This is a genomic window from Streptomyces sp. NPDC104761, from assembly GCF_055583445.1.
In genome coordinates this window covers 183,791-206,751 of record NZ_JBVJNZ010000001.1, presented here as the reverse complement: position 1 = coordinate 206,751, position 22,961 = coordinate 183,791, and the positions used below count along the sequence as shown (strand labels likewise).

Here is a 22,961-nt window from a genome sequence, read left to right as displayed (position 1 = left end):
CGGCACGAGGGCGTCAAATCCGGAATGCCATGAACCGGCCCACTAGTATCACCGGCGAGAGTCGGGAAGAAGAGAACGTCAGGCCGACCCCCGGAGCTGTCCGTGCACGAGCCTCCCGACCCCCTGGTCCGGATCCGCGGGCTGGCCAAGCGGTTCGGCGGGACCCTCGCACTGGACGGGGTCGATCTCGATGTCCGGGCCGGCAGCGTCCTCGCCCTCCTCGGCGCCAACGGCGCCGGAAAGTCCACCCTCATCAAGGTGCTCGCCGGGGTCCATCACGCCGACGCGGGGTCGGTCACGGTGGCGGGACACCCGCTCGGCAGTCAGGCCGCCGCGCGCAGCATGTCGTTCATCCACCAGGACCTCGGGCTCGTGGAGTGGATGACCGTCGCCGAGAACATCGCCCTGACCACCGGATACCCGCGCCGCGCCGGACTGATCTCCTGGCGGCGGACCCGGGAGCGCTGCGTCGCAGCCCTGGAGGCGGTCGCCGGACACCTCGATCCGGACACGCCGGTCGCGCGGCTCGGTCCCGCCGAGCGCTCCCTGGTCGCCGTCGGCCGGGCGCTGGCCGCCCGCGCGCGACTCGTCGTGCTCGACGAACCGACCGCCCGCCTGCCCGCCCCGGACTGCACCCGGCTCTTCCGCGTCCTGCACGACCTGCGGGACCGGGGCCACGGCATCCTCTACGTCACCCACCGCATGGACGAGGTCCACCAGGTGGCCGACGCCTTCGCCGTCCTGCGCGACGGCCGGCTGGTCAGCCACGGCTTGCTGGCGGGCCACGACCCCGCCCGGCTGGTCCACGACATCGTCGGCCCGGAAGCGGCCCGCGACCTCGCCGGCGAGAGACCGGAACGCCCGCTTCCCCCCACCGCCCCCGCCGCCCCCACCCCCGTCGTCCTGGTCCTCGACGGCGCGCGGACCGCGGGCACCGCGCCGGTCACCGCGGAGCTGCGGGCCGGGGAGGCTCTGGGCCTGGTCGGGCTCTCGGGCGCCGGGCACCAGGAGCTGGGCCGCGCGCTGGCCGGTGCCCGGCCCTTCCTCGGCGGCCGGGTCCTGCTGGGCGGGCGGCCCTACCGGCCCCGTACGGTCGCGGACGCCGTCGCGGCCAGGGTCGGCCTGGTGCCCGGCGACCGGCAGCGCGAGGGCTGCGCGATGGGGCTGACCGTGCGTGAGAACCTGCTCGCCAATCCCCGGGCGGCCGGGCGCCCCGCGCTGCGCTGGACGGCTCCGCGCCGCGAACGTGCCCGGGCCGCGGAGCTGATCGAGCGGTTCGCCGTGCGGCCCCGCGACGGCGAGGCTCCGCTCGCCACCCTGTCCGGCGGCAACCAGCAGAAGGTCCTGATCGGCCGCTGGCTGGGTGTGCACCCGCGGCTGCTGGTCCTGGAGGAGCCGACCGCGAGCGTGGACGTCGGCGCCAAGGCCGCGGTCCACCGCCTGCTCGGCGACGCGCTGGCCGGCGGTCTGGCGGTCCTGCTCGTCTCGACCGACTTCGAGGAGGTGGCGGGCGTGTGCCGGCGCGCCCTGGTGTTCGTCCGCGGCCGCGTGACCACCGAGCTGAGCGGCGCGGACCTCACGGTCACCGGACTCGCCCGGGCGGCCTCGGCCCTGCCGACACCCGGAACCGGCGCGGGCTCATGACCGCCGCCGCGCCCCCGCCCGCCGCGCCGCGCTCCCGGCCGCCGCGGCGGGACACGGCCCGGCACCTCGCGGCCTCCTACGGCCTGCTGGTCCTCACCGCGCTGCTCGTCGTGGTCTTCTCCCTCGCGCTGCCGCACACGTTCCCCACCCGGGACACCCTGGACTCGATCCTGTCCAGCCAGGCGATCCCGGCCGTCCTCGCGCTCGGTGCCATGGTCCCGATCGTGACCGGCTCCTTCGACCTCTCCCTCGGCTACGGTCTCGGCCTGGCCCACGTCATGGTGCTGTGGCTCGTCGTCGACGGCGGGTGGCCCTGGCCCTGGGCCTGCCTCGCGGTGATCGCCGGGGGCGGGGTGGTGGGGGTGCTCAACGGCGTGGCCGTCGAGTTCGGCCGGATCGACTCGTTCATCGCCACCCTCGGAACCGGCAGCATGCTGTACGCCGTGACCGGCTGGGTCACCGGGGGCGGCAGGATCGTCCCGGGCCCGGCCGGGCTGCCGGCCGCCTTCACCGGCCTCTACGACTCCACCCTCCTCGGCCTGCCGCTGCCCGCGTTCTACGTCCTCGCCCTGGCCGCCGTCCTCTGGGTGGTGCTGGAGCGGCTGCAGCTGGGCCGGTTCCTGTACGTCATCGGTGCCAATCCGCGCGCCGCCGAACTGGTCGGCATCCCGACCCGCAGGTACACCGTCCACGCGTTCGCCGCCTCGGGGCTGATCGTCGGCTTCGCCGGGGTGCTGCTGGCGGCCCAGCAGCAGATCGGCAATCCCAGCGTCGGCCTCGACTACCTGCTGCCCGCGTTCGTCGGGGCGCTCCTCGGCTCCACCACGATCAGACCCGGCCGTCCCAACGCCCTCGGCACGCTCGTCGCCGTGGCCGTGCTCGCCGTCGGCCTCACCGGCATCGGACAGCTCGGCGCCGACTTCTGGACGGTTCCGCTGTTCTACGGCGGCACGCTGCTGCTCGCCGTCGGCCTGGCCGGTTACTCCGCCCGCCGCCTGCGCACCGGGGCCGACGCGGCCCGGGACGTACCGGCGGCCGCACCGCGCCCGCCGACGGCGGCGTCCGGAGGCGGCACCGCGGGCACCGCGCCATGACCCCCACCAGGGCCGCCCGCCCCCACAGGGCCACCGCTCCTCCCCTGGCGGGCGCGGTCCGGGCCGTCGCCCTCACGCTGCTGGCCGGGGCAGCCGCCCTGACCGGCTGCCAGCGCGGCTCCTCGGGCGGCCCCGCGGTCGCCACCACCGGCCCCGGCGGATGTCCCGCCGTCCAGGCCTCGGCGGGGGCCGCCGTCGCGCGGGCGGAGCGGACCGGGACCGCCTGGGACGGACCGGCCACCGGCCCCCGGGCGGTGGCCGGCAGGACGGTCGTCTTCGTCGCGGAGACCATGACCAACCCCGGCGTCGCGGGCGTCGCGAAGGGCCTGCGGGAGGCCGCGCGCGTCATCGGCTGGGACGTCCGGGTGATCGACGGGGCCGGGAGCCCCGCCGGCATCCAGGCGGCCATGAGCGAGGCCGTGGCCCTGCGGCCCTCGGGCATTGTCATCGGCGGCTTCGACCCGGGCTCGACCGCGCAGCAGGTCGCCGAGGCCGGCGCGGACGGCATCCCGCTCGTCGGCTGGCACGCGGTCGTCGCGCCGGGCCCCAGCAGACGGCCCCCACTCTTCACCAACGTCACCACCCGGGTCGAGGACGTGGCCGGCATCAGCGCGGAGTGGATCATCGCGCACTCCGGCGGCCGGGCCGGGGTCGTCCTGTTCACCGACGCCTCGGTCCCGTTCGCGCGGACGAAGTCCGACCTGATCAGGGCGGAGCTCGCCACCTGCGCGGGGGTGCGGCTGCTGGCGTACGAGAACATCCCGATCCCGGACGCGAGCAGCCGCACCCCGCGCGAGATCGCCTCGCTGCTCGCCCGCTTCCCCGACACGTGGACGCACTCCGTCGCCATCAACGACCTGTACTTCGCCGACGCCGCCCCCGCCTTCCGCGCGGCGGGCCGCAGGGGCACCGGGCCGCCGTTCAACATCGGGGCCGGCGACGGCGACCCGTCCGCCTTCCAGCGCATCGACAGCGGGCAGTACCAGGCCGCCACCGTTCCCGAACCGCTGTCACAGCAGGGCTGGCAGATCGTGGACGAGTTCAACCGCGCCTTCGCCGGCCGGCTGGCCAGCGGCTACGTCGCCCCCACCCACGTCTCGACGGCCGCCAACAGCGCGGGAGCCACCACCTGGGACCCACCGGGCTACCGGGAGGCCTACCGGAGGATCTGGGGCAGATGAGCCTCCCGGTCCCGCCGGCCGGTCCGGGAGGTGTCCGGCGCGTGGTGTCGCGGGCGGGTGTGCGGCGGTCGTCACGGGACACTCGGGGGAGACGGCCGGCGAGCGGGGCGGGGAGGCGAGCGTGGTGATCGCCGTCAATCCGACGGACAGCGGCGCGCTGCTCGCTGCCTTCGGCGCGCTGGGCGTCCTGGCGGTGATCTTCGCCGAGTCGGGGCTGCTGGTCGTCGGCTTCTTCCTGCCGGGAGACACGCTGCTGTTCCCCGCCGGTGTGCTGTGCGCGGCGACCGCGGACCGGGCGCCCAAGCTGGAGCTGTGGCAGGTGCTGGTGTGCGCGGCGGTCGGCGCGGTGGCGGGCGGCCAGGTCGGCTACCTGATCGGCCGGCACGGCGGACGGCCGCTGCTGGCCCGTACCTCCCGGCAGCGGGTGCGAGAGGGCGCCGCCCGCGCGGAGCGGCTGCTCGCCCGCTACGGGTACGGCAAGGCGCTGGTGATCGGCCGGTTCGTGCCGATGCTCCGGTCGGTGCTGCACCCGGCGGCCGGGGCACTGGGGGTGCCGGTACGGCCGTTCACCCTGTGGCAGGCCGTCGGCGGGGTCCTCTGGTCCCAGAGCTTCGTCCTCGCCGGGTACGCGCTGGGTTCCTCGGTCTCCCACATCGACCGCTATCTGCTGCCGCTGGTCGGTGCGATCGTCGTACTGTCCCTGGTGCCGCTGCTGCTGGAGGCCCGCCGGGCCCGCCGCAACCGCTGACCGGACGGCCGCGACGGTGACGGCGAGCAGGACGACGTCCGCCCACAGGAGCTTCGACATGGCGCCGTCGGCCGTGTCGAGCGGACGGGGCGATCACGATGCTCGTGCCGTCGTCCCCGTTGCGGAGCACGACGCGCCAGTGCCCGTCGCCGCTGACGGCGGGCAGGGTCGCGGTCCTGCCCTCCCGCAGGTCCAGGTTGCGTGCGGAGTCCGGCAGCCGGGGACCGGGCTTGTCGTGGGCGGGGTGATCGGGTTCGTCCTGTCGGCCTCGGTGTACGAGCCGATCCCCGGCCTCGCCGTCTCCAACGCCCTGCGGCCGGCGCTGGCCGGCTACGCGAAGACCCTCGCGGGCGAGGTGGGCCCGCGGGGCATCCGCGTGGGCGGGCTGGTGCCGGCCCACATCGGGACCGACCGGACGCTCGAACTCCAGTCGGTCACCGGTGACGCCGCCACCACCGCCGCCGGCATCCCGCCGCGCCGCCTGGGCACCCCGGAGGAGTTCGGCCGCGCCGCCGCCTTCCTGCTGTCGCCGGCCGCGGGCTACGTCACGGGCGCCATGGCGACGGTGGACGGCGGAACAGGGGCCGGCTTCCAGCCGGATACCGCAGGCCCGGCCTAGACGGACACCGGCGGCACCAGTCGGCCCCGGGAGATGAGCGACGCCGCCTTCTTGAGTGGGCGGGCCCGCATGCTGACGCTGTAGCCGTCGATGCCCGAGGTCGCGGCCACGCGCGTGGTCAGATAGCGGTAGAAGTCGTCGGGGTCCCGGGCGATGACGCTGACCAGCAGGTTGTACTCGCCGGTGACGGCCCCGGCGAACGGGACCTCCTCGTGACGGGCGAACTCCTCGCCGACCCGCTCCAGATGGGCGGGGGCCACGCGCAGCCATACGGTGGCGTTGAGGGGATAGCCCAGGTGCTCCGGCAGCAGTTCGACCTCGTACTCGAGGGTGCCGGAGCCCTCCAGCGCCTCCAGCCGGCGGGCCACCCGGGCCGACGACCAGCCGGTGCGCTCGGCGAGGCGGGTGTGGGTGGTACGGCCGTCCTCGGCGAGCGCGTCGAGCAGCGGGGCGTCCTCCTCCGCGGGAAGCGGCGGGGGCGCGGCGGCGGGCGACGGGCGTTCCGCGGTGAGCAGCCGTACCTGCTCGGCGTCCAGGCTGTCGCCGAAGCCGGTCCACTCGGCGGTGCCGGGAGCCCCGTACTCGTGCAGGAGCAGGTCGACACTGACGTCCAGGACCGAGGCGGACTTCGGCAACTGCCGGAACAGGGCGTCGTCCCGTTCCGTGTCGAGCGGTGCGCGGATCACGCAGAAGATCTCCGAACCGCCCGAGGCCAGATGGGCGTAGGAGATGTCGGGGCGCCGGGCCAGCGCGTCGGCGAGCGGGCCGACCCGGTCGGGGCGGCAGCGGACCCGGGCCACCCACTGCGCGGAGCCGTACACCCGGGGGTTGACCAGTCCCAGCACGCGCAGCGTCCCACTGCGGCGCAGCGCCTGGTAGCGGCGGGCCGCGGTCTGCTCGGAGACGCCCGCCACCTCGCCGATCCGGCGGAAGGGCAGCCGAGGCGCGCACTGCAGGGCCCGGAGGATCTTCCTGTCCACGATGTCGAGCATGACGGAAGTCTGCCAGGCGAGAGGGACAGAATGGAGGTTTCGGTAGCCGTACCCTCGCTTGGTTGGCGGTTGCGGGTGTGCAGACCGGATGCTGTGGCGGCGGGTTTCCCTTCGGAAGTCCGTTCGACACAGGCCGCCGGACCCGCCGGTGGCCTTCGACCGCGGTGCGGTGCGCCGCGAAGGAGTATCTCCGTGAACGTCACGACACCGGCGAGCGCGCCGGTCGAGCGGCGGGCGGCCACGATCGTCATGGCCTGCCTGGGCGTCTTCGTCGCCTATCTTCCGGTCACCACCGTCGCCGTGAGCCTGCCCGCCCTGCAGGCCGCGCTGAACGCCTCGACCGCCCAGCTGTCGTGGGTGCAGGACGCGTTCGTGCTGCCGATGGCCGCCTTCATCCTGACCGCGGGCGTCTTCGGGGACGTCCACGGCCGCCAGAAGGTGTTCCAGGCGGGCCTGTTGTTCTCGGCGGCGGGCGCGGTCACCGCCCTGTGCGCACACTCCATCGAGGCCGTCTGGGCCGGACAGGCCCTGGCCGGCGTGGGCGCGGCCGCGCTGCTGCCGACCACGCTGGCACTGATCAGCCATGTGGTGCCGGACCACCGGGAGCGCGGCAAGTTCATCGGCATCTGGGCCACCTGCCTGTCGGCGGCCCTGGCCGTCGGTCCGCTGCTCGCCGGGGTGATCGTCCAGCACTTCTCGTGGCGCTGGATCTACCTGCCGACCGTGCCCGTCGCCCTCCTGACCGTCGCGGTCGCGGCGCGGCAGCCGGCCGACTCGCGGGCACCGCACGGGCGCCGCCTGGACTGGCCCGGCCAGCTCACCGCGACCCTCGCGGTCACCGCGCTGGTGTACGGCGTGATCGAGGGCGGGGCGAGTTCGTTCACCGACGTCAAGGTGATGGTGGCGCTGTTCACGGCCGTGGTCGCGGGTGCCGGTTTCGTGATGGCGGAGCGGCGCAGCGACAGCCCGATGCTGGACCTGAGCCTGTTCCGCAGCCCCGCCTTCACCGCCACCACGCTGGTCGCGACGACCAGTTTCCTGGCGCTGATCGGCTTCTTCTTCGTGCTCAGCCTCTACTTCGGCATGGTGCAGCGGCTCGACACCATGGCGGCCGCGTGGCGGCTGCTGATGGTCACCGGGGCGGCCCTGCTGGTGGGCGGCCCGGCCGGACGGCTGATGCACCGGATATCGGCCCGGGTGATGATCACCGGTGGTCTGCTGGTGGTCACCGCCGCCCTGTTCGCGCTGACCGGGCTGACCGCCGGCACCTCGCTCGGCTCGGCCGCCTGGCGGCTCGCCCTGCTGGGCCTCGGCATGGGCTTCGTCATGACGGCGATGACCGCGACCGCGGTGGCCTCCGTGCCGCACCACCTGGCGGGCATGGCGGCCGCGGGCAACAACGCCTTCCGGCAGGTCGGCGGCGCCCTCGGCCCGGCCGTCCTGGGCGCGCTGCTCACCACCCGGGCCCTGGACGCGCTGCCCGGTCACCTGACCGCCGCGGGCGTCACCGGCGCGGCGCAGGAGCGCATCGTCACGACCGCGCGGACCGAAGGACTCGGCGCGGTCGCCGGCCAGGACCTGGGCGCCCGCACCGGGCAGACGATGGGCGCGCTCGGTGACTCGTTCCTGGACGGCATGCGCCTGTGCCTGGTCACGGCGGGGAGTCTGACGTTGCTGGCCGCCCTGGTCGCGGTGGTCCTGCTGCGGGCACCCAGGCAGCAGCTCACGCTCCGGGCGGCCGGGCACGCCACGACCGAGACGTCCTCGGCCGCGCAGGGCGCCTGACGGCTCACCGCACCAGGCAGGGCCGCTTGGCGTCGAAGCTCCAGCCCGCCACGAGGTACTGCATCCCGGCCGCGTCGTCCCGGCCCGCCCCGAGGCCCAGCTCCTCGTGGCGGGCGTGGGCCGCGAGCAGCCGGTCCATGTCGAGCCGGACACCGAGCCCGGGGGCGTCGGTGACGGCGACCTCGCCGCCGGTGATCCTCGGCGGCTCGACGGTGAGCCGCTCCTGCCCTTCCTGCCAGATCCAGTGCGTGTCCAGGGCGTTGTACTCGCCGGGGGCCGCGGCACCGCAGTGCGCCATCATCGCGAGCGAGATGTCGAAGTGGTTGTTGGAGTGGCAGCCCCAGGTCAGCCCCGCCTCGTGGCAGAGCTGCGCCACCCGCACCGACCCCTGCATGGTCCAGAAGTGCGGGTCCGCCAGCGGGATCGACACCGACTGCAGGGCGAGGGCGTGGGTGAGCTGCCGCCAGTCCGTGGCGATCATGTTGGTCGCGGTGGGCAGCCCCGTGGCCCGGCGGAACTCGGCGAGGATCTCCCGCCCGGAGTAGCCGCCCTCCGCCCCGCAGGGGTCCTCGGCGTAGGCGAGGGTGCCCAGCAGCGGGCGGCACAGCGCGACGGCCTCGCGCAGGGACCAGGCGCCGTTGGGATCGAGGGTGATCCGGGCCTCGGGGAAGCGGTCCTTCAGCGCCCGGACGGCCTTGACCTCCTCGGCCCCCTCCAGCACACCGCCCTTGAGCTTGAAGTCCCGGAAGCCGTAGCGGTCGTAGGCCGCCTCCGCCTGCCGGACGACCGCCTCCGGGGTGAGGGCCTCCTCGCGGCGGATGCGGTACCAGGGCACGTCGGAGTCGGGTTCGCGGAGGTAGTCCAGGTCGGTTCGGCCCGGGTCGCCGACGTAGAAGAGGTAACCGAGGACGCGGACCGAGTCGCGCTGCTTGCCGTCGCCGAGCAGGGCGGCGACCGGCACCTCCAGGTGCTGGCCGAGCAGGTCGAGGAGGGCCGACTCCACGGCGGTGACGGCGTGCACGGTGGTGCGCAGGTCGAAGGTCTGCGCACCGCGGCCGCCGGCGTCCCGCCCCGCGAACTCCTCCCCCACGGCCCGCAGCACCCGCTTGTAGTCCCCCACCCGGGAGCCGACGACCAGGGACCCGGCGTCCCGCAGGGTCCGGGTGATCGCCTCCCCGCCGGGTACCTCACCGAGCCCGGTGCGGCCCTCGGAGTCCTCGACGACCACGACGTTGCGGGTGAAGTACGGGGCGTGCGCGCCGGAGAGGTTGAGCAGCATGGAGTCCCGGCCTGCCACCGGATACACGGAGAAGCGGGTGACGACGGGCTGGCTCATGGGCGGGACGTCCTTACTGCTGGAGAGGCATCGCGCGAGCCTCTGTCTACGTATGAAGATGAAGGCTATGGATGCGGACGCACTCCAGTCAACGGACGGGCCCGCGGAATCGGCAGCATCACGCCAAAACGCATGGAAACTCGCTAATCGGACACATCGCAGCAGCGGCCCATCGCTCGACGACGCATGCTGGACGCACCGCTGACGCCGCGTGAGACTGAGGGGATCCGACGCCCCCGGCCCAGGACGGTGCCCATGGACGACGACAGGACCGCGCCCGCGCGCGTCGAACTCACCCCGCAGGCCGCCGAGCTGGTGCGCCGGCTCCATGCCGAGCACGGGCCGCTGATGTTCCACCAGTCCGGCGGCTGCTGCGACGGCAGCGCGCCCATGTGCTATCCGGACGGCGAGTTCCGTACCGGCGGATCGGACGTGCTGCTGGCCGAGCTGGCGGTGGACGGGGTCGAGGAGCCGGTGACCTTCTGGATGTCCCGCAGCCAGTACGAGGCGTGGAGCCACACCCGGCTGATCGTGGACGTGGTACCCGGAAGAGGGAGTGGTTTCTCCCTGGAGGCACCCGAGGGGGTGCGTTTCCTCACCCGTTCTCGCGTAGTCGACGGCTAGCCGCCCCGCGGGCCACTCTCGTCTGCTGCACTTCCTGAGTCCTGGAGAACTTGACGAGACATCAGGGGGTGCGGTGACGCATCGTCGGAGACGGCTTGCAGCGACGACCCGAAACCTGTGCACGATTCTCACCACGTCCGGCGTGCTGGCCGGTGCGGCCCTCGTGGGGGCGGCACCGGCCGGCGCCGCGTCGGGCGCCGGACGGATCGAGTCCGGCCTCATCTACCGGCAGTTCGACCTCCCCGCGGCCAAGGGCACGGTCCACGTCCATCTGCTGACCGTCGACCTGGCCGACCCGCACGTCCGCGTGGACCTGCTCTCGCCGGGTGCGGTGGCCGCACGGTCGCGGGTGTCCACGATGGCGGACGCGGCGGGCGCGGTCGCGGGCGTGAACGGCGACTTCTTCAACATCACCGAGACCCAGCACCCGGGCGTCGAGGTGACGGGCGCGAGCGTCGGTCCGGCGATCGCGCACGGCCGGGCGCTCAAGTCGGCGGTGCCGACGGCCCAGCGGTTCGGCCCGTCGCTGCCGCCGGGCACCGACACCACCGACGTCTTCGGCGTCGGCGTGGACCGCCGCGCCCGGCTCGACCGGCTGACGCTCGCCGGTACGGTCCGCACCCCCCACGCCACCCTGGCGCTGCGGGGGCTCAACCAGTACGCCCTGGCGCAGGGATCCGTCGGCGCCTACACCGCCGCCTGGGGCTCGGCGTCCCGCAAGCGCGCCACCTGCGGCTCGGACACCGACCGGGCCGCCGGGTGCAGCACGGACACCTACGAGGTGCGGATCCGCGGCGGCCGGGTCGTCGCCACGTCCGCGACCCCGGGCAGCGGTGCGATCAGCGCGGGCACCACCGTCCTGCTGGGCCGGGAGGCGGGCGCGGACAGGCTGCGCGCCCTCACCAAGGGCGAACGGGTCACGGTGCGCGAGCGGATGGTGGCGGCCGCGTCCAGGATCCCGTACCGCTTCGCGGTCGGCGGGTACCCGGTGCTGCGCGACGGCGAGCCGCTGGCCGGTCTCGACGACACCACCGCGGCCGTGCGCACGGCCGTCGGCTACGCGAACGGCGGGCGCAGGCTGCTGCTGCTCGCGCTGGACGGTGCGGTGGCCTACCGCAGCGGCCTGACCATCGCCGAAGTAGCCGAGGAGATGCGGCAGTTGGGAGCGGCCGACGCGTTCAGCCTGGACGGCGGCGGCTCCACGACCATGGTGGCCCGCACCGCGGGCACGCAGACGGTGAGCGTGCTCAACCACCCGACCGTGAGCCCGGAACGCGCCGTGGCGAACGGGATCGGGGTCTTCTGGAAACCCTGACGCAACCCCCGAACGGCCGGCTCAGGGCCGCAGACTGCTGACCAGGTCCGCGGTGGCGGTGAGCCCGCTGGTGATGGTCGGCGCCATGCTGGTGCTGGCCAGGAAGAACCCGAAGAGCATGCAGACCAGGGCGTGCGAGATCTTCAGCGCGCCCTGGCGCATGAAGATCACGGCCAGCAACAGGAGCAGCAGCACCACAGAGATGGAAACGGCCATCGCGAACCTCCTCCGCCACGCCCGTTCCGGGGCGTTCGGCCGCAAGTGTGGCGTAGCGGAGGGTGGGGCCGTGCGGTCGACACGGCCCCCGTTCGAGTGGTGTTACGACCCCGCGTGGGCGTCCAGGAAGGTCTCCAGGCCCGCCAGGTCGTCGGTGTTGAAGTAGTCGATGCCGGCGGCCAGCAGTTCGCCCCACAGCGCGTCGCGGTCGGGGCCGGCCATGTCGGGGGTGTTCCAGAAGCGCACCGTCTGGCCGTGCGCGTGTGCCCGGCCGATGATGTCGCGCAGCTTCTGCCGCTCGGCGTCGGGAAACGGGCCCGCGCCGAGCCAGGTGAAGTTGAGCTGCCAGTTGTCGCTGATCAGCGGGACGAAGGAGGCGGGCGCCGAGGTGCCGAGGTCGGTGAGCCGGCCGTCGTAGAAGGCCCGGCGCACGGTCTGCGCCTCCATCGGCGTGCGGGCGGCACGGTCGCCGGAGATGACGTTGGTGACCGCGCCGGGGATCACCCGGCCGTGCGCGTAGGTGGTGAACAGGTGCGGGTAGCGCCGCAGATGCCGGTCGAGCTCCAGGTAGGTCGAGGAGCCCTCGGTCTTGATGTCGATGAGCAGCTGCAGCGGCCTGCGCCGACCCCGGTACACGACACCGTGGTTGGCTTTGACGATCGCGGCCAGCGGGTCGAGGTAGAGGGATTCGAGGGTGCGGCTGGGGTCGAGGTCGTCCTCGGTGTGGCCGATGAGGAGCTGGTCCCCGACGAGGAAGATGTCCGCCTCGACGCTCCCGAACCGGTGGCCCAGGGCGTCGTGGAGGGGGTGGGTGTGCTCGTAGTCGTTGTGGGCGTGGGCACGCCACAGCGGCCGCCGCCCACGGCGGCCGCCCGCCCAGGCCTGCGCGCCGGGCAGGACGACGGCACCGGCGAGGGCGGCACCGAGGGTGCCGAGGGCTCTGCGACGGGTGGTGAGGGCCATGCTCTGCCTCCCTTGTAGGGCCATGAGTGACCCAAGGGAGTATGCGTTCGAGCAGAGCCCAATTGACGTATCTCTGCAGGGAGTTGGCTGGACTGCCGCCCCTGGTTCACTTCAGGCGCCCCGAAAGGGGCGCGGGGAACTGCGCGACCAGCCCCCACACACCCGCACCCGAAAACCGGAAATCACGGCGCCTGAAGACCGACCAGTTCGCCCAAGACCTCCCGATGCGCCCCCGCCGTACCGAAAGCAATCGAATCCGCCTTGGCCCGCTTCAGATACAGATGGATCGGATGTTCCCAGGTCATCCCGATCCCCGCATGCAACTGCAGCGCCTCCTCGGCGGCGTGCACGGCGACCGGCGCCGCGTAGGCCTGAGCGACGGCCACGGCCACGTCGGCGTCCTCGCCGGAGGCCAGCGCATCGGCGGCGCCCCGCGCAGCGGCCCGCAGGTTCACCACCTCCAGCCACACCTGCGCCAGCCGGTGCTTGACCGCCTGGAACCCGCCCACCGGACGGTTGAACTGCTTGCGCTCCTTGAGGTACCGCACGGTCTCGGTCAGCGCCCACTCGGCGACGCCGAACTGCTCGGAGGCCAGCAGCCCGGCCCCGGCGCGCAAAGCCCGCCGTACCGCGGGCTCGGCGTCGCCCACGCGCCGTCCGGCCGCCCCGTCCAGGGTGACCATGGCGAGCGGCCGGGTCAGGTCGAAGGACACCTGCGGGGTGACGGTCACGGCACCCGCCTCGACCGCGTACAGGCCGCCGTCGTCCCCGGGCACCAGCAGCACGTCCGCGGCGACCGCGTCCGCGATCCCGGTCAACTCGCCGTGCAGGCGCCCGTCCTCGACGCGCACGGCCTTGAACTCGCCCCCCGGAGCGACGTGCAGCCCCACGGCCAGCGCCCCGACGGTCCGCCCGGACGCCAGCTTCCCGAGCAGCTGCCCGTCGCCGCAGGCCAGCAGCGCCTCGGTCGCCACCACGGCACTGGTCAGGTACGGCACCGGCGCGACCGCCCGCCCCAGTTCCTCCAGGACGACGGCGACCTCGCGGTGCGAGGCGCCCTGGCCGCCCTGCTCCTCGGGGACCAGCAGCCCGGCGAGCCCCATGCCCTCGGTGAGGGCCTTCCAGGTGGCCGGGTCGTACGGGGTGTCGGACTCGGTGCGGGCGATGACGCCCGGCGCGTCGCAGTGGTCGGCGAGCAGGTCCCGCACCGCCGCCCGCAGCGCCTCTTCCTCCTCCGAGTACAGCAGATCCGTCATCGGGCCAGGTCCTTCCAGGCGACGTCCTTGTCGGTGCGCGGTTCGGCCGGCAGGCCCAGGACGCGCTCGGCGACGATGTTCAGCAGGACCTCGCTGGTCCCGCCCTCGATGCTGTTGCCCTTGGCGCGGAGGTAGCGGTAGCCGGCGTCGCGGCCGGTGAAGTCCACCAGTTCGGGCCGCCGCATGGTCCAGTCGTCGTACAACAGGCCTTCCTCGCCGCGGAGTTCGACCTCCAGGCCGCTGATCTCCTGGTTGAGGCGGGCGAAGGCGAGCTTCATGCCGGCGCCCTCGGGGCCGGGCTGGCCCGCGACGAGCTGCTGGCGCAGGCGCTCGGCGGTGAGGCGGGCGACCTCGGACTCGACCCACAGCTTCAGCAGCCGCTGGTGCAGGTCGTGGGTGCGCAGCTCGGGGCGTTCGCGCCAGGTCCTCGCGACCGGGCCGATCATGCCGCCCTCGCGGGGCAGCCGCATGCCGCCGATGGCGACGCGCTCGTTGTTCAGGGTGGTCTGCGCGACCCGCCAGCCGTCGCCGATCGCACCGAGGCGGCGGGAGTCGGGGATGCGGACGTCGGTGAGGAAGACCTCGTTGAACTCGGCCTCGCCGGTGATCTGCCGCAGCGGGCGGACGTCGACGCCGGGATCGGTCATGTCGCAGATGAAGTAGGTGATGCCCGCGTGCTTGGGCACGTCCGGGTCGGTGCGGGCGATCAGGATGGCCCAGCGGGAGTTGTGCGCGCCGGAGGTCCACACCTTCTGCCCGTTCACCACCCAGTCGTCGCCCTCACGGACGGCGCGGGTGCCCAGCGCGGCCAGGTCGGAGCCGGCGCCCGGCTCGCTGAACAGCTGGCACCACACCTCCTCCCCGATCCACAACGGCCGCAGGTAGCGCTGCTTCTGCTCCTCCGTGCCGTACCTGAGGATGGTCGGCGCGGCCATGCCGAGCCCGATGCCGTTGCGGCGGGAGTCGTTGTCGGGGGCGCCCGCGGCCTCCAGCCCGGCGTCCACGACGGCCTGCAGGGAGCGCGGGGCGCCGAGGCCGCCGAGGCCCTCCGGGTAGTGCACCCAGGCCAGCCCGGCGTCGAAGCGGGCCTTGAGGAAGTCGAGCCGATCCGTCGCGGCGGGCGGGTGCGCGGCCAGCAGTTCGGCGGTGCGGCGCTCGAGTTCGGCGGCGTCGGTCATGCTGCGGCTCCGTTCGGTACGACGGTGACCCTGCCGGTGGTGACGCCGTCGCCGACCCGCTGGACGGCCGCCGCGGCCTCGGACAGCGGGACCCGCTCGCTCACCAGCGGCTTGATGGCGCCCTTGGCGGCCAGCTCGGTGAGCTGCCGGTGGCAGTCCAGGATCAGCCTGGGGTTCTTGGTGGCGTACAGGCCCCAGTGCAGGCCCTGGATGGAGTAGTTCTTCACCAGGGCGTGGTTGAGCGCCGGGCTGGGGATGGTGCCGCTGGCGAAGCCGACGACCACGATCCGGCCCTCGAAGGCGACGACCTTGGTGGACTGGGTGTAGGCGTCGCCGCCGACCGGGTCGTAGATCACGTCGGCACCCCGGCCGCCGGTGGCCTCCTTGACGGCGGCGACGACGTCCTCGGCGCGCCGGTCGACGACGACGTCACAGCCCTGCTCGCGGGCGACGGCGGCCTTGTCGGCGCCGCCGACCACGCCGATCACGCGCGCCCCGGCCGCCTTGCCGAGCTGGACGGCCGCACTGCCGACCCCGCCGGCGGCGGCGTGCACGAGCAGGGTCTCGCCGGCCTGGAGAGCCGCCCTGCGGTGCAGTCCGAACCACCCCGTCTGGTAGCCGATGTGCAGCGCGGCGGCCTCGGCGTCGTCCAGCGCGTCCGGGGCGGGCAGCAGCGCGGCGGCGTCCGCGACCGCGTACTCGGCGAAACCGCCGTGCGGCAGCGCGGGGTTGGCGATCACCCGGCGTCCGTCCTCGGTCTCGCCGCAGATCTCGACGCCCGGGGTGAACGGCAGCGGCGGACGGACCTGGTAGTGCCCCCGGCACATCAGGACGTCGGGGAAGTTGATGTTGGCGGCACGCACCCTGAGCAGCACCTGGCCGTCACCGGGCGTGGGCCGCTCCACCTCCTGGAGCCGCATCACCTCGCTCGGCTCGCCGTTCTCGTGCACTTGCCATGCCTGCATGCGGTGCCTCCACAGACTGCTTCGTCGGGGTCCATCGCATACTAAGCGGTCGCTTGCCCGCGAGGGAACCGGGTCCGGGGTAACAGACGGATTCGTCACTCCTTCTTCTTCGGCCGTGCCCGCACATGCATCCGCTCCCCCTGCGGCCCGAACAGGCTGAGGAACTCCACCGGCCCCTCCCCCGTCGACCCGAACCAGTGCGGCACCCGGGTGTCGAACTCGGCCGCCTCCCCGGGCCCCAGCACGACGTCGTGCTCCCCCAGCACCAGCCGCAGCTTCCCGGACAGCACGTAGAGCCACTCGTAGCCCTCGTGGGTGCGCGGCTCGGGTTCGAGCTTCCGCTTCGGCTCGACCACCTTGAAGGCCTGGAGGCCGCCGGGCTGCCGGGTGAGCGGCAGGAAGGTGCGGCCGTACCGCTCCATCGGCTTGGCCCGCACCCGGGGATCGCCGGCCGGCGGCGCGCCGACCAGTTCGTCCAGGGGCACCTGGTGGGCCTGCGCGATCGGCAGCAGCAGCTCCAGGCTGGGTTTGCGCAGCCCGGACTCCAGCCGGGAGAGGGTGCTGACCGAGATGCCGGTGGTCTCGGAGAGGGCGGCGAGGGTGACCTCCCGCTCCTTGCGGAGCCGGCGCAGCCGGGGCCCCACGCCCGCGAGGACGTCGTCCGTTGTCATGCCTGCATTGCAGTTTCGGCAAAAGCGTTTGTCAATCCCGCACCGGCGCGCCGTGCGTGACCGGCCCGCGGGAGTTACGGTCGCCGGAGCGCGCCCTGGCCGCCCGCCAGGGCGGCCGGGACACCGGCGGAGAGCCGGGCGCAGAGCCTCCTGGGAGACGGTGTGGACGGTCGACAGCGGCAGGAGACGTCGCCGGTGCCCGGGTCCGGGACCGCCCGCAGGCGGTTCCTCGGTCTCTGCGCGGGCGCAGGGCTGGGGGTGGCCGCCTGCGAGCCGACGGCCCCGGCCCGACGGCCCGCCGCGCCGGACAGCCGGCTGCCCGAGGCGGAGCGCGGGCGTCCGGGGACCGCGGACTGGCGCATCAGGTCCCTCGGCTCCGCCGACGCAATCGCCGGGTACGCCGACCGGGTGAGTGTGACCCCGGGCGAGGAATTCGGCCTGTCCGTGTCGACCACGGCCGCCGCGTTCCGGATCTCGGCACTGCGGGTCGGCTGGTACGGCGGCAAGCAGGCCCGGCGGGTCTGGCACTCGCCCCGCATACCGGGTCGCGCCCAGCCGTCCCCCCGAATCCTCGCCGCCACCCGCACCGTGCACGCCGGGTGGCCGCGCACGCTCACCGTGGACACCACCGGCTGGCCGGAAGGGGCGTACCTGCTGCGCCTGGAGGCCGACAGCGGCCACCAGCGGTACGTGCCGCTGATCGTACGCTCCACGCACGGCGCGGGCCGTACCGTCCTGCTGCACGCCCCGGCGACCTGGCAGGCGTACAACAGGTGGGGCGGGCTCAGCCTCTACGCCGGATCCGACGGCGGTTACGCGGGCCGCTCGCTCGCCGTCACCTTCGACCGGCCCTACGATCTGAACGGCGCGGAGAAGTTCCTGGTGTACGAGTGGGCCGCGGTCGTGCTGGCCGAACGGCTGGGCATACCCCTCGCCTACACCACAGGGACGGACGTGCACACTGACCCGGGCGTGCTGGCCGGGGCCGCCGCGGTCGTGTGCCTGGGCCACGACGAGTACTGGACGCCCGAGCAGCGCCGGCATGTCACGGCCGCCCGGGACGCCGGCACCAACATCGCCTTCCTCGGCGCGAACACCTGCTTCCGGCGGGTCCGGCTGGAGGCCTCGGACAGCGGGCCCGGCCGTACCGTCGTCTGCTACAAGTCCTCGTACACCGCCGACCCCTGTTTCCCCGCCCGGCCCGCCTTGGTCACGACGGACTTCCGCGCGACTCCGGGCGCCGACCCGGAGTCCTCCCTCACCGGAGTGCTCTACGAGGGCTACCCGGTGGACGCCCCCTACGTCGTCACGGCCCCGGACCACTGGCTGTACGAGGGCACCGGTGTCCGCGCCGGGCAGGGCTTCGCCCATCTGGTGGGCGTCGAGTACGACCGGGTCCCGGCCGGCACGACCGCTCCGGGCCCGCTGGAGATCACGGCCCACTCCCCGCTGGTGTGCAACGGCCGGAACAGCCACAGCGACTCGGCGTACTACACCGTGACCGGCGGCGCCGGGGTCTTCGCGTCCGGCACCATGCGCTGGGTGGAGGCCCTGATGGCGGCCACCGGGGACGGCAGCAGGCACCACGGCATGGACGCGGCCACCCGCGCCTTCGTCACCCGCACCACGGAGAACCTGCTGCGCGCGTTCGCCGAGGGCCCCGCGGCCCGCCACCGGCCGGCACCGCGCCCCAACACCCGGCAGGTGTACGCGACCGCCCCGGCCTGACCCCGGCACCGGCCGCGGGTGTCGGCGGGCCGTATCCGGAGCACTATGGCTGCATGCTGCTGACCCGGCTCGCCGAAGTGTCACGGGAGGTCGCCGCCACCGCGGCCAGGTCCCGCAAGACCGCGCTGCTCGCCGAGCTCTTCCGGGAGACGGCGCCCGACGACGTCCCGGTCGTCATCCCCTACCTGGCCGGCCGGCTCCCGCAGGGCCGTCTCGGCGTCGGCTGGAAGGTGCTGAGCCGGGCCGTCCCGGCGGCCGCCGAACCGTCCCTCACCGTGCACGAGGTCGACGCCCGGCTCAGCGAGCTGGGCAAGGTCTCGGGGCCCGGTTCGCAGGCCGAACGGGCCCGGATCGTGGGCGAGTTGATGGGCGCGGCCACGGCGGAGGAGCAGCGTTTCCTGCTGGGGCTGCTCTCCGGGGAGGTGCGGCAGGGCGCCCTGGACGCGGTCGCCGTCGAAGGGCTCGCGCAGGCGACCGGGGCGGCCCCGGCCGACGTCCGCCGGGCGGTGATGCTCGCGGGGTCCCTCCAGACGGTGGCCGCGGCGCTGCTGGCGGACGGCCCGCCGGCCCTGGACCGCTTCCGGCTCACCGTCGGCCGCCCGGTGCTGCCCATGCTGGCGCACACCGCCTCGTCGGTCGCCGAGGCGGTGGAGAAGCTGGGCGGCTCGGCGGTCGAGGAGAAACTGGACGGCATCCGGGTCCAGGTCCACCGGGACGGCGACACGGTACGGGTCTTCACCCGCACCCTGGACGACATCACCGACCGTCTTCCCGAGGTGACCTCCGCCGCACGCGGACTGAGGGGCGAGCGGTTCGTCCTGGACGGCGAGGTGATCTCCTTCGACGCGGCCGGCCGGCCCCGCTCCTTCCAGGAGACGGCGGGCCGGGTCGGCTCCCGCACCGACGTGGCGAAGGCGGCCCGTCAGGTCCCGGTCTCCCCGGTCTTCTTCGACGCGCTCTCGGTCGACGGCCACGACCTGCTCGACCTCCCGTTCGCCGAACGGCACGCGGCGCTGGCCCGGCTGGTCCCCGAGCCGATGCGGGTGCGCCGGGCGCTGGTGTCCGGGCCGGACGACACGGCCGTCGCCGAGGAGTTCCTCGCCGCCACCCTGGACCGCGGCCACGAGGGCGTGGTCGTCAAGTCGCTGGACGGCCCCTACAGCGCGGGCCGCAGGGGGGCCTCCTGGCTGAAGGTGAAGCCCGTCCGCACCCTCGACCTGGTCGTGCTGGCCGCCGAGTGGGGCCACGGCCGCCGCACCGGCAGGCTGTCCAACCTCCACCTCGGCGCCCGCAACCCGGACGGCACCTTCGCCATGCTCGGCAAGACCTTCAAGGGCATGACCGACGCGATGCTGGAGTGGCAGACCGCCCGGCTCAAGGAGCTGGAGGTCTCGGACAACGGCCGGCTGGTGACCGTACGCCCGGAACTCGTCGTCGAGATCGCCTACGACGGCCTGCAGCGCTCCTCCCGCTACCCGGCAGGCGTCACCCTGCGCTTCGCGCGCGTCGTGCGCTACCGCGAGGACAAACGGCCGCAGGAGGCCGATACGGTGGAAACCCTGCTGGCCGCGCACCCGGAGGTACGGCGTTGACGGAGCCGAGGCGAAGCGCCGGACTGCTGTTGTTCCGGCATACCGGCGAGGGCGTTGAGGTGTTGCTCGGCCATATGGGCGGGCCGTTCTTCGCGAAGAAGGACGCGGGTGCCTGGACCGTACCCAAGGGCGAGTACGAGCCGGACGAACCGGCCTGGGACGCGGCCCGCCGCGAGTTCCAGGAGGAGCTGGGGCTGGCGCCGCCGGACGGGGAGCCGATCGATCTGGGCGAGGTGCGGCAGACCAACGGCAAGATCGTCACCGCGTGGGCGGTCGAGGCGGACCTGGACCCGGACACGATCGCACCCGGCACCTTCGTGATGGAGTGGCCGCCGCGGTCCGGCCGGATCCAGGAGTTCCCCGAACTGGACCGGGTGGCCTGGCTGAGCCCGGCCCGGGCCCGCGAGGTGATCGTCAAGGCCCAGGCGGCGTTTCTCGACCGGCTGGCGGAGCACTCGGGCTGAACGGAGTCCTCTACGTTGCGGCCGACCCGGCCGCGCGCGAAGGTCTTAGCAAGCCCGCTCCCAGGGAGGTCAGCCATGCCCATCGCGACGGTCAACCCGGCGAACGGCGAGACGCTCGAAACGTTCGACCCCATGGACGAGGACGAGCTCGAACGCCGGCTCGAACTCGCCGAGGCGACGTTCCGCACGTACCGCACGAGCACCTTCGCCGAACGCGCCCGGCAGCTGCACGCCGCCGCCGACCTGCTGGACGCCGAACGGGACGACATCGCGCGCACCATGACCACCGAGATGGGCAAGCCGCTGAAGCAGGCCCGCGCGGAGGCCGCCAAGTGCGCGAAGGCGATGCACTGGTACGCCGACCACGCGGAGGAGCTGCTGGCCGACGAGGAGCCGGCGGACACGGACGTGAAGGACTCGGGCGCGTCCCGGGTGCGGGTGCGCTACCGCCCGATCGGGCCGGTGCTCGCCGTGATGCCGTGGAACTTCCCGCTCTGGCAGGTGGTCCGCTTCGCCGCGCCCGCGCTGATGGCGGGCAACGTGGGCCTGCTCAAGCACGCGTCCAACGTCCCGCAGACCGCCCTGTACCTGGAGGACCTGTTCCACCGGGCCGGCTTCACCGAGGGCTGCTTCCAGACCCTGCTGATCGGCTCCGGCGCGGTCGACGACATCCTGCGCGACGAGCGGGTGCGGGCGGCGACGCTCACCGGCAGCGAGCCGGCGGGCCGCGCGGTCGCCGCCACCGCCGGCGAGATGATCAAGAAGACGGTCCTGGAACTGGGCGGCAGCGACCCGTACGTGGTGATGCCCTCGGCGGACGTCGACCGCGCCGCGAAGATCGCGGTGACGGCGCGCGTGCAGAACAACGGGCAGTCGTGCATCGCGGCGAAGCGGTTCATCGTGCACACGGACGTCTACGACGCGTTCGCCGAGAAGTTCGTGGCGGGCATGGCGGCGCTGCGCACGGGCGACCCGATGGACGAGGCGACGGACGTCGGGCCGCTCGCCAGCGAGGAGGGGCGCAAGGACCTGGAGGAGCTGGTCGAGGACGCGAAGCGGTCGGGTGCCGAGGTGCTGTGCGGCGGTCAGCGGCCGGACGGACCCGGCTGGTACTACCCGCCGACCGTCCTCGCCGGGATCCACCGCGACATGCGCATCCACCGCGAGGAGGCGTTCGGGCCGGTGGCCACGCTGTACCGGGCCGGGGACCTGGACGAGGCGATCCTCATCGCCAACGACTCGCCCTTCGGACTGAGTTCGAACGTGTGGACGCGGGACGAGGCCGAGGTGGACCGGTTCGTACGGGATCTGGAGGCCGGTGGCGTGTTCGTCAACGGCATGACCGCCTCCCACCCGGCGTTCCCGTTCGGCGGGGTGAAGCGGTCCGGATACGGCCGTGAGCTGTCCGGGCACGGAATCCGGGAGTTCTGCAACATCACGACCGTTTGGCAGGGTGCGTGACGGTTGCACGACTACGATCCCGAGTGTGAACCGCGAAGTGACCCTGCCACTGATCGTCGACGACCGCGGGACCTTGCAGGTGGCCGCGGCCGACGTGAGTAAGTTGTTGCGGACGTTGGGGGCACGGTGGCTGCGTCTGGTGGAGGCCGACGAGGGTGGGCTGGACGAGGACACGGTGGCTGCGCTGACCATCGAACTCGCGAAGCTCGCCGACCGGATCGACGTGGCTTGTATCGCCCACAGCAGTGGGGAGTGACGGTCGTTCGGCGAGTGCGGGTGGGTGGGGGTTGCTCGCGCAGTTCCTCCCCCAGCCTTCGGCCGGGGGTGCCCCCAGCGCCCCTAAGTCAGTCCCCTGAGCGATGTCCAGAACATCTGCTCGTACGCCTGGAGTAGACGGCCGTAGGTGTACACCAGCTTCTCGTCCAGTCGGCCCGCGTTCAGTGCCGCCTCCACCGCTGCCGTCGCCTGCTGGTCCAGCGCCGGGGCCGGTTCGGCGAAGAAGTCGAAGAAGGCGCAGGCCTCGTCGGTGAAGCCGTAGTGGGTGCGCAGGCCGTGCGCGATGGTCGCGCAATACGTGCCCCACGTCGCGAAGTTGGCCGTGACGGCGAGGACGGCGTCCGCCGGGGCCGCGTTGAGCGCCAGCCAGGAGATGTACGCCGGGTACGCCTGACAGCCCGGCAGGGGCTCGTACGCCTGCATGCGCTCGGCGTCCACGCCGCACGCCTCGGTGAACGCGCCCAGCCGCTGCGCCGCCAGCTCCTCGCCCTCGGCCAGCATGGTGAAGAACCCGGCGGCCGCCGGGTCCCCGGAGGCGCGCTGCGCCAGATGCAGGAACGCGCGCAGGTCGGCGGGGATCACGCGGTGTTGTTCCAGGGCAAGAGCGGCGAGTGTCTCCAGACTCGCCCGGCCGCCGGCGACGAGGGGGACCAGCGGATTGGCGTTCGGGTCCGGGGCAAGCTCTGACCTGGTCGTTTCCAGCATTTCCGCGGCCTTGCCGGGCATCGCGTCCTCCTCGTCCGGGATAGCTCTGTGCTGCTCCGACCCTGACACGGGGTCACCGGTTCGGAGTAGTCCGGCGCGAGATCGTCGCTCTCTCGGGTGATCGTGAGGGGACCACCTCCTGAGGTGA

General features: G+C 73.5%; 21 protein-coding genes and 1 pseudogene. 13 read left to right on the top strand and 9 right to left on the bottom strand.

Annotated features, from left to right (window positions below; translation table 11 throughout):
- Positions 1 to 102 precede the first annotated feature (102 nt).
- The 5 genes and pseudogenes from ACZ63F_RS00990 to ACZ63F_RS00970 form a co-directional block, all read left to right on the top strand.
- Complete coding sequence (locus ACZ63F_RS00990; protein WP_469707484.1) at positions 103 to 1,644, top strand: sugar ABC transporter ATP-binding protein; 1,542 nt, start codon at positions 103 to 105, stop codon at positions 1,642 to 1,644.
- A complete protein-coding gene (locus tag ACZ63F_RS00985) occupies positions 1,641 to 2,738 on the top strand; it encodes an ABC transporter permease (protein ID WP_469707482.1) in 1,098 nt (365 codons plus the stop codon). The genes ACZ63F_RS00990 and ACZ63F_RS00985 overlap by 4 nt, the downstream gene beginning before the upstream one ends.
- Positions 2,735 to 3,919 (top strand): substrate-binding domain-containing protein, encoded by a 1,185-nt coding sequence (locus tag ACZ63F_RS00980; RefSeq protein ID WP_469707480.1) that lies wholly within the window; start codon positions 2,735 to 2,737, stop codon positions 3,917 to 3,919. The genes ACZ63F_RS00985 and ACZ63F_RS00980 overlap by 4 nt, the downstream gene beginning before the upstream one ends.
- A 124-nt stretch (positions 3,920 to 4,043) precedes the next feature.
- Positions 4,044 to 4,667, top strand: coding sequence for a DedA family protein (locus ACZ63F_RS00975; protein ID WP_469709269.1), 624 nt, complete (start codon positions 4,044 to 4,046; stop codon positions 4,665 to 4,667).
- Between the two features lie 229 nt (positions 4,668 to 4,896).
- Positions 4,897 to 5,286: pseudogene (locus ACZ63F_RS00970) on the top strand (SDR family oxidoreductase); the annotation flags it as partial.
- Here ACZ63F_RS00970 and ACZ63F_RS00965 read toward each other — a convergent pair.
- Positions 5,283 to 6,278, bottom strand: coding sequence for an Lrp/AsnC family transcriptional regulator (locus ACZ63F_RS00965; protein ID WP_469707478.1), 996 nt, complete (start codon positions 6,276 to 6,278; stop codon positions 5,283 to 5,285). The pseudogene ACZ63F_RS00970 and the gene ACZ63F_RS00965 overlap by 4 nt on opposite strands.
- 192 nt (positions 6,279 to 6,470) lie before the next feature.
- Between ACZ63F_RS00965 and ACZ63F_RS00960 the strand changes: the two genes are divergently transcribed.
- Positions 6,471 to 8,063: an MFS transporter gene (locus ACZ63F_RS00960; protein ID WP_469707476.1), complete on the top strand. Its 1,593-nt coding sequence runs from the start codon at positions 6,471 to 6,473 to the stop codon at positions 8,061 to 8,063.
- 4 nt (positions 8,064 to 8,067) lie between these two features.
- Here the strand turns inward: ACZ63F_RS00960 and ACZ63F_RS00955 are convergent, their stop codons facing one another.
- The gene (locus ACZ63F_RS00955; RefSeq protein WP_469707474.1) at positions 8,068 to 9,399 is read right to left on the bottom strand and encodes an enolase C-terminal domain-like protein; all 1,332 of its coding nucleotides are present in this window, start codon (positions 9,397 to 9,399) and stop codon (positions 8,068 to 8,070) included.
- Between the two features lie 255 nt (positions 9,400 to 9,654).
- Here ACZ63F_RS00955 and ACZ63F_RS00950 point away from each other — a divergent pair, with 255 nt between their 5' ends.
- Together ACZ63F_RS00950 and ACZ63F_RS00945 are read left to right on the top strand one after the other, a co-directional pair.
- Entirely contained in the window at positions 9,655 to 10,023 is a 369-nt protein-coding gene (locus ACZ63F_RS00950) for a DUF779 domain-containing protein (RefSeq protein ID WP_093505952.1), read from the top strand.
- A 142-nt stretch (positions 10,024 to 10,165) separates the two neighbouring features.
- Entirely contained in the window at positions 10,166 to 11,338 is a 1,173-nt protein-coding gene (locus ACZ63F_RS00945; RefSeq protein ID WP_469707472.1) for a phosphodiester glycosidase family protein, read from the top strand.
- Positions 11,339 to 11,359: 21 nt separating this feature from the next.
- On the opposite strand, the gene ACZ63F_RS00940 is transcribed toward ACZ63F_RS00945, so the two are convergent.
- The 6 genes from ACZ63F_RS00940 to ACZ63F_RS00915 all read right to left on the bottom strand — a co-directional run bounded on the left by ACZ63F_RS00940 (position 11,360) and on the right by ACZ63F_RS00915 (position 16,587).
- The gene (locus ACZ63F_RS00940; protein ID WP_093505948.1) at positions 11,360 to 11,554 is read right to left on the bottom strand and encodes a hypothetical protein; all 195 of its coding nucleotides are present in this window, start codon (positions 11,552 to 11,554) and stop codon (positions 11,360 to 11,362) included.
- Between the two features lie 102 nt (positions 11,555 to 11,656).
- Entirely contained in the window at positions 11,657 to 12,517 is an 861-nt protein-coding gene (locus ACZ63F_RS00935; protein ID WP_469707470.1) for a phosphatidylinositol-specific phospholipase C/glycerophosphodiester phosphodiesterase family protein, read from the bottom strand.
- A gap of 182 nt (positions 12,518 to 12,699) precedes the next feature.
- Entirely contained in the window at positions 12,700 to 13,773 is a 1,074-nt protein-coding gene (locus tag ACZ63F_RS00930; RefSeq protein ID WP_469707467.1) for an acyl-CoA dehydrogenase family protein, read from the bottom strand.
- Positions 13,770 to 14,951 (bottom strand): acyl-CoA dehydrogenase family protein, encoded by a 1,182-nt coding sequence (locus ACZ63F_RS00925; protein WP_469707465.1) that lies wholly within the window; start codon positions 14,949 to 14,951, stop codon positions 13,770 to 13,772. Before ACZ63F_RS00925 ends, ACZ63F_RS00930 begins: the two co-directional genes overlap by 4 nt.
- Complete coding sequence (locus ACZ63F_RS00920; protein WP_093505942.1) at positions 14,948 to 15,916, bottom strand: NADPH:quinone oxidoreductase family protein; 969 nt, start codon at positions 15,914 to 15,916, stop codon at positions 14,948 to 14,950. Before ACZ63F_RS00920 ends, ACZ63F_RS00925 begins: the two co-directional genes overlap by 4 nt.
- A gap of 95 nt (positions 15,917 to 16,011) precedes the next feature.
- Entirely contained in the window at positions 16,012 to 16,587 is a 576-nt protein-coding gene (locus tag ACZ63F_RS00915; RefSeq protein ID WP_469707463.1) for a helix-turn-helix domain-containing protein, read from the bottom strand.
- A 162-nt stretch (positions 16,588 to 16,749) separates the two neighbouring features.
- Here ACZ63F_RS00915 and ACZ63F_RS00910 point away from each other — a divergent pair, with 162 nt between their 5' ends.
- The 5 genes from ACZ63F_RS00910 to ACZ63F_RS00890 all read left to right on the top strand — a co-directional run bounded on the left by ACZ63F_RS00910 (position 16,750) and on the right by ACZ63F_RS00890 (position 22,088).
- Positions 16,750 to 18,315, top strand: coding sequence for a N,N-dimethylformamidase beta subunit family domain-containing protein (locus ACZ63F_RS00910; RefSeq protein ID WP_469707461.1), 1,566 nt, complete (start codon positions 16,750 to 16,752; stop codon positions 18,313 to 18,315).
- Positions 18,316 to 18,368: 53 nt separating this feature from the next.
- Positions 18,369 to 19,907 carry an ATP-dependent DNA ligase gene (locus ACZ63F_RS00905; protein WP_469707460.1) on the top strand — a complete coding sequence of 513 codons (1,539 nt, stop codon included), beginning with the start codon at positions 18,369 to 18,371 and terminating at the stop codon, positions 19,905 to 19,907.
- Entirely contained in the window at positions 19,904 to 20,371 is a 468-nt protein-coding gene (locus ACZ63F_RS00900; protein WP_469707459.1) for an NUDIX hydrolase, read from the top strand. The genes ACZ63F_RS00905 and ACZ63F_RS00900 overlap by 4 nt, the downstream gene beginning before the upstream one ends.
- Before the next feature lie 75 nt (positions 20,372 to 20,446).
- Entirely contained in the window at positions 20,447 to 21,832 is a 1,386-nt protein-coding gene (locus tag ACZ63F_RS00895; protein WP_469707457.1) for an NADP-dependent succinic semialdehyde dehydrogenase, read from the top strand.
- 25 nt (positions 21,833 to 21,857) lie between these two features.
- Positions 21,858 to 22,088 carry a DUF6213 family protein gene (locus tag ACZ63F_RS00890; RefSeq protein WP_089105419.1) on the top strand — a complete coding sequence of 77 codons (231 nt, stop codon included), beginning with the start codon at positions 21,858 to 21,860 and terminating at the stop codon, positions 22,086 to 22,088.
- A gap of 83 nt (positions 22,089 to 22,171) precedes the next feature.
- Here the strand turns inward: ACZ63F_RS00890 and ACZ63F_RS00885 are convergent, their stop codons facing one another.
- Positions 22,172 to 22,834, bottom strand: a complete 663-nt coding sequence (locus ACZ63F_RS00885; RefSeq protein ID WP_469707454.1) for a thiaminase II/PqqC family protein — start codon at positions 22,832 to 22,834, stop codon at positions 22,172 to 22,174.
- Positions 22,835 to 22,961 lie beyond the last annotated feature (127 nt).